General features: G+C 73.3%; 3 protein-coding genes. All 3 read left to right on the top strand.

Annotation, left to right across the window (positions count from 1 at the left end; all coding sequences use genetic code 11):
* Positions 1-235: 235 nt before the first annotated feature.
* Positions 236-2008 carry a serine/threonine-protein kinase gene (locus J0670_RS27750; RefSeq protein ID WP_207814436.1) on the top strand — a complete coding sequence of 591 codons (1773 nt, stop codon included), beginning with the start codon at positions 236-238 and terminating at the stop codon, positions 2006-2008.
* A 101-nt stretch (positions 2009-2109) separates the two neighbouring features.
* Positions 2110-3753, top strand: coding sequence for a succinic semialdehyde dehydrogenase (locus J0670_RS27745; RefSeq protein ID WP_207814435.1), 1644 nt, complete (start codon positions 2110-2112; stop codon positions 3751-3753).
* 81 nt (positions 3754-3834) lie between these two features.
* Positions 3835-5652 (top strand): GMC oxidoreductase, encoded by a 1818-nt coding sequence (locus J0670_RS27740; protein WP_207814434.1) that lies wholly within the window; start codon positions 3835-3837, stop codon positions 5650-5652.
* Positions 5653-5835: the final 183 nt, after the last annotated feature.

Below are 5835 nucleotides of genomic sequence, written 5' to 3'. Positions count from 1 at the left end.
CCCGCTGCTGGTGGGCGCCGTGTTCGTGCTGCTGGTGCTGGGGGTGGCCGCGGTGGTGCTGTTCGCAGGCTGACGGCCCTGCGGGGCACCGGTGTGACGGTCCGGTGGGCGGGCGTGATTACCGGGGTGGGCAAGGTGCGCCTAATGTGTCCGTGGGATTTGTTCGAACAGCGGTCTGCACCAGGCGATCCGTCGCGGTGACGGCAGATGGACGTGAGAGGGGGAGCGGTCGCCGATGGGCGTGCAGGACCGGCCGGAGGCGGCCGAGGCGGAACGGCTGCTGGCCGGGCGGTACGAGCTCGGCGAGCGGCTCGGTCGCGGCGGGATGGGCACGGTCTGGCGGGCCTGGGACCGGATGCTGGACCGGGAGGTCGCGGTCAAGGAACTGACCGTCAACCACCTGCCCGAGGAGGACCTCCAGATCCTGCACACCCGGATGAAGCGCGAGGCCAGCGCCGCCGCCCGGATCAAGCACCCCGGCGTGATCACCGTGCACGACGTGCTGGAGCAGGACGGCCGGCCGTGGATCGTGATGGAGCTGGTCGACGGCCGCTCGCTGGCCGATGTGATCAGCCAGGACGGCACCCTGCCGCCGCGCGCCGCCGCCGAGGTCGGCAGCCAGGTGCTGGCCGCGCTGCACCGCGGCCACCAGCTCGGAGTGCTGCACCGGGACGTCAAGCCGGCCAACGTGCTGCTGGAGCGCGGCACCGGGCGGGTGGTGCTGCTGGACTTCGGCATCGCGAAGTACGAGGGCTCGACCGAGCTGACCCGGCCGGGTGACCTGGTCGGTTCGCCGGACTACCTGGCGCCCGAGCGCGCCCAGGGCGAGCGGCCCGGCCCGGCCTCCGACCTGTGGGGCCTCGGGGCGACGCTGTACGCGGCGGTCGAGGGCCAGTCGCCGTTCCGCCGGGACTCGCCGATCACCACGCTGGCCGCGGTGGTCGACGAGCCGCTGCCGGAGTCGCGCCGGGCCGGGCCGCTGGGGCCGGTGCTGGCCGCGCTGATGGCCAAGGACCCGGCCGACCGGCCGACCGCCGACGAGGCGGCCCGGATGCTGGCCGAGGTGCAGGCCGGGCACACCATAGGACTGAAGTCGGTCCCGTCGATGCGCATGCCGACCCAGTCGGTGCCGGTGGTGGACCGCAGCGAGGCGCCGGACACGGCGCGGAACCCGCTGGAGGGCTCGGAGGAGCCGACCGAGCAGGGGCCCGTCGGGGCCGCGGAGGAGACCGAGGACACGGACCTGCCCCCGACGGCCGTCCCGTCCGTCGGTCAGGACACCGCCGGGGGCGGGTCCGTCATATCGCAGGCGCACAGCACCGTCGGTACGCCGGTCGCGCACTCCGTCGCGCCCGCGCGTGGTCCGGCCAAGCGCCGTAGCCGGATGAAGCTCGTCGCCGTCGCGGTGGCGGTCGGCCTGCTGGCGGCCGCGGCGACCTTCTTCGCCACCCGGCAGGTGACCGACACGCCGGTCGACCCCACGCCGTCCGGGCCGGTCGAGACGGCCGTGCCGGAGCCGACCGGCAGCGCCGGCCCCGATGCGCCCGCGCCCGCCGGCTACCACTGGGTCGACGACCCGGCCGGCTTCCGCATCCCGGTGCCGACCGCGAACCCGACCTGGCAGCGCAGCATCGGGACGGACAGCAACCAGATCTTCTACAGCCCCGACAACAGGGTGCACTACCTCCAGTTCGCGGTGACCGTCGGGCAGTCGATCAAGCCGATGGACCACATGCGGCAGATGGAGGCCAGCGTCTCCAAGTCGTTGAAGGACTACAAGCAGCACCGGATGGCGGGCGCCGCGGTGAACGGCCACGAGGCGGCCGTCTGGGAGTTCAGCTACGCGGCCAAGGAGGGCGGCCGGCGGCACGCGATCGAGGCCGAGTTCATCGACGAGGACGGCACCGCGTACGCGATCTACTCGTCCAGCCCGGACAAGGGCAACGAGTGGAACGAGGCCCTTCAGCGCTTCCACACGGTGCTCAACAGCTTCACGCCGACCCGTTAGCACGGAGGCCCGGGCCCGGAGCGCCCGCTTTCGTCCGACTGCGGCAGATTCTTGTTACCGACGGGTACCGCGCCGGGCGCCGAAGGCCTAGGCTGCGCCGTATGTCGGACCTCACAGCAGATGCAGTGGCCACCGAGCACGCCGGCGCCTCTCCCGAGGGCGGCAACCCGGCAGCCCCCGGCGGCGGTCGGACCGTCGCGGCCGCCGTCCCGCCGTCGCTGGTCACCCGGCTGGCCGCCGGGGTCACCGCGACCGGTGAGCCCAGCGTGGTGGAGACCGTCGCCCCGCTGACCGGCGAGCGGCTGGCCGGTCTGCCGCGGTCCACCCCGGCGGACGTCGAGGTCGCCTTCCAGCTGGCCCGCCGCGCCCAGTCCGCCTGGGCCGCGCTGCCGGTGCGCCGCCGAGCCGCCGTCCTGCTGCGCTTCCACGACCTGCTGCTCAAGCGTCAGGACGAGGCGCTGGACCTGGTCCAGGCCGAGACCGGCAAGGCCCGGCTGCACGCCTTCGAAGAGGTGATGGCCGTCGCCATGGCCGCCCGCCACTACGGGCGCGGCGCGCAGGGCTACCTGAAGGACCGCCGGCGCGGCGGCGCGCTGCCGGTGCTCACCCACACCGTCGAGGCCCGCCGGCCCAAGGGCGTGGTCGGCCACATCTCGCCGTGGAACTACCCGCTGGAGCTGTGCATCGGGGACCTGCTGCCCGCCTTCGTGGCGGGCAACGCGGTGGTCAACAAGCCCGACACCCAGACCGCGCTGACCGCGCTGTGGGCCCGTGAGCTGCTGATCGAGGCCGGGCTGCCCGCCGACCTGTGGCAGGTGGTGATCGGCGACGGCCCGGTGATCGGCCCCGCCGTGGTCGAGCACGCCGACTACGTCTCCTTCACCGGCTCCACCCGCACCGGCCGCGAGGTCGCCCAGCGCGCCGCCGCCCGGCTGGTCGGCGCCTCGCTCGAACTCGGCGGCAAGAACGCCATGCTGGTGCTCTCCGACGCCGACCTCGACGCGGCCGCCGCGGGCGCCGTACGGGCCTGCTTCTCCTCGGCCGGGCAGCTGTGCATCTCGATCGAGCGGCTGCTGGTGCACCGCTCGGTCGCCGAGGAGTTCCTGGAGCGCTTCGTCGCCCGCACCCGGGCGCTGCGCCTCGGCGGCGGGCTCGCGTACGGCGCCGACATGGGCTCGCTGGTCTCGGCCCGCCAGCTGGACACCACCACCCGGCACGTCGAGGAGGCGGTCAAGGCGGGTGCCACCGTGCTGGCCGGCGGGCGGGCCCGGCCCGAGCTCGGCCCGTACTTCCACGAGCCGACCATCCTCGACGGGGTGACCCCGGGGATGGCGGTCTGCGGCGAGGAGACCTTCGGCCCGGTCGTCTCGGTCTACCGCTTCGACACCGAGGAGGAGGCGGTGGCCGCCGCCAACTCCACGCCGTACGGCCTGAACTCCAGCGTCTGGACCAGGGACCTGCGGCGCGGCCGGGCGGTCGCGGCCCGGCTGCGCACCGGGACGGTCAACGTCAACGAGTCCTACGCGGCCGCGTACGGCTCGGTCGGCGCGCCGATGGGCGGCATGGGCGACTCGGGGCTGGGCCGGCGGCACGGCGCCGAGGGCATCCTGCGCTTCACCGAGGCGCAGACCATCGCGACCCAGCGGGTGATGCCGATCGCGCCCTCGTTCGGCCTGGACGACAGGCAGTTCGCCGCCGTGATGACCGGCGGGCTGCGGGTGCTCAAGGCGTTGCGGTTCAAGTAGTCGCGACCGGCCGGTTTTTCAAAGGTCAGCCCGACAGGCGGGCCCCACGGGCACGTTCAGACCCCGAAGGAGCAGTGGCAGATGGTGGAGTCCGGCGATTCGGCCGAGTTCGACTACGACGTGGTCGTGGTCGGTTCCGGCTTCGGCGGTTCGGTCGCGGCGCTGCGGCTGACCGAGAAGGGCTACCGGGTCGCCGTCCTGGAGGCCGGGCGGCGCTTCGAGCGGGACGAACTGCCCCGGAACTCCTGGGACCTGCCGAACTACCTGTGGGCGCCGCAGCTCGGGCTGTACGGCATCCAGCGGATCCACCTGCTGGCCAATGTGCTGATCCTGGCCGGCGCCGGGGTCGGCGGCGGCTCGCTGAACTACGCCAACACCCTGTACGTGCCGCCGAAGGCCTTCTTCGAGGACCGCCAGTGGCGCCACATCACCGACTGGCAGGAGGAGTTGGCGCCGTTCTACGACCAGGCGCAGCGGATGCTCGGGGTCCGGCTCAACCCGACCGTCACGCCCTCGGACGTCCACCTCAAGGCGGCCGCCGAGCGGATGGGCGTCGGCGAGACCTTCCACATGGCGCCGGTCGGAGTCTTCTTCGGGGACGGCAAGGACGCTGGGGGCACCTCCCGGACGGAGTCTGGGGGAGGAACGGCCAAGGCCGCGCCGGGGGAGGAGGTCGCCGACCCGTACTTCGGTGGCGCCGGCCCGGCCCGCAAGGCCTGCGTGGAGTGCGGCGAGTGCATGACCGGCTGCCGGCACGGCGCCAAGAACATGCTCACCGAGAACTACCTGCACCTGGCGGAGAAGGGCGGCGCCGAGATCCACCCGCTCACCACGGTGGCCCGGATCCGGGAGCGAGGAGAGGGCTTCGCGGTGGACGTGCGCCGCACCGACTCCCGTTCCAGGACCGACCGGGTGAAGGCGGGCGCGCGGACCATCACCGCCGCCCGGGTGGTGGTCGCGGCCGGCACCTACGGCACCCAGTCGCTGCTGCACCGGATGCGCGACACCGGCCACCTGCCCCGGATCTCCGCCCGCCTCGGCGAGCTGACCCGCACCAACTCCGAGGCGCTGGTGGGCGCGCAGACCACCGACCGGCGCTACGGCGCCAAGGCGGACTTCACCAAGGGCGTGGCGATCACCTCCTCGATCCACCCGGACGCCAACACCCACATCGAGCCGGTCCGTTACGGCAAGGGCTCCAACGCGATGGGCGCGCTGTCGATAGCCCAGGTCCGGGGCGGTGGACGGACCCCGCGCTGGCTGCGCTACCTGGGCAACTCGGTGCGCCACCCGGTGACCTTCGCCCGCTCGATGGACCAGCGCGGCTGGTCCGAGAAGACGATCATCGGCCTGGTGATGCAGTCGCTGGACAACTCGATCACCGTCTCACTGAAGAAGGGCCCGCTCGGCAAGGCCCGGCTCACCTCCAGCCAGGGCCACGGCGAGCCCAACCCGACCTGGATCCCGGCCGCCGAGCAGGGCGCCCAGGCGCTGGCCGACGAGATCAACGGCTTCCCGGGCAGCACCGTCGGCGAGATCTTCGACATCCCGATGACCGCGCACTTCCTCGGCGGCTGTTCGATCGGCGACACCCCCGAGACCGGCGTGGTCGACCCGTACCACCGGCTGTACGGGCACCCCGGGATCAGCGTGGTGGACGGCTCGGCCGTCTCCGCCAACCTCGGCGTCAACCCCTCGCTCACCATCACCGCGCAGGCCGAGCGCGCGATGTCGATGTGGCCCAACAAGGGCGAGGCGGACCGGCGCCCCGCCCAGGGCGAGGCCTACCTGCGGGTCTCCCCGGTGGCGCCGGTGCGACCGGCCGTTCCGGAGGGCGCCTTCGGCGCGCTGCGACTGCCGCTGCTGCCCGTCCCGGAGGTCCCGAAGAAGCGCGGCTGAACCCACCCGGCGGGCCAACCCGCCCGCCGGGGTTCCCGGTTGACATCCGTTCGGATCCGATGGGATAAACGGGCTCCCTGGGGGACCAGGAACTCGTCGAGCGGGGGGAACGCGGTCCATGGCCAACTGCGCATCGTGCGGGGCGACTTCGGTGGAGGGCGCGTCCGCCTGCGGGGCGTGCGG

It is taken from the genome of Streptomyces sp. FH025 (assembly GCF_017427025.1).
Taxonomy (GTDB): domain Bacteria; phylum Actinomycetota; class Actinomycetes; order Streptomycetales; family Streptomycetaceae; genus Kitasatospora.
Note: the sequence above shows the minus strand (reverse complement) of the source record. Positions and strands in the feature narration are given on the sequence as shown.

Coding starts and splice junctions, on each gene's coding strand:
- J0670_RS27750 (WP_207814436.1), top strand. CDS start 236: ATGGGCGTGCAGGACCGGCCGGAGGCGGCCGAGGCGGAACGGCTGCTG.
- J0670_RS27745 (WP_207814435.1), top strand. CDS start 2,110: ATGTCGGACCTCACAGCAGATGCAGTGGCCACCGAGCACGCCGGCGCC.
- J0670_RS27740 (WP_207814434.1), top strand. CDS start 3,835: ATGGTGGAGTCCGGCGATTCGGCCGAGTTCGACTACGACGTGGTCGTG.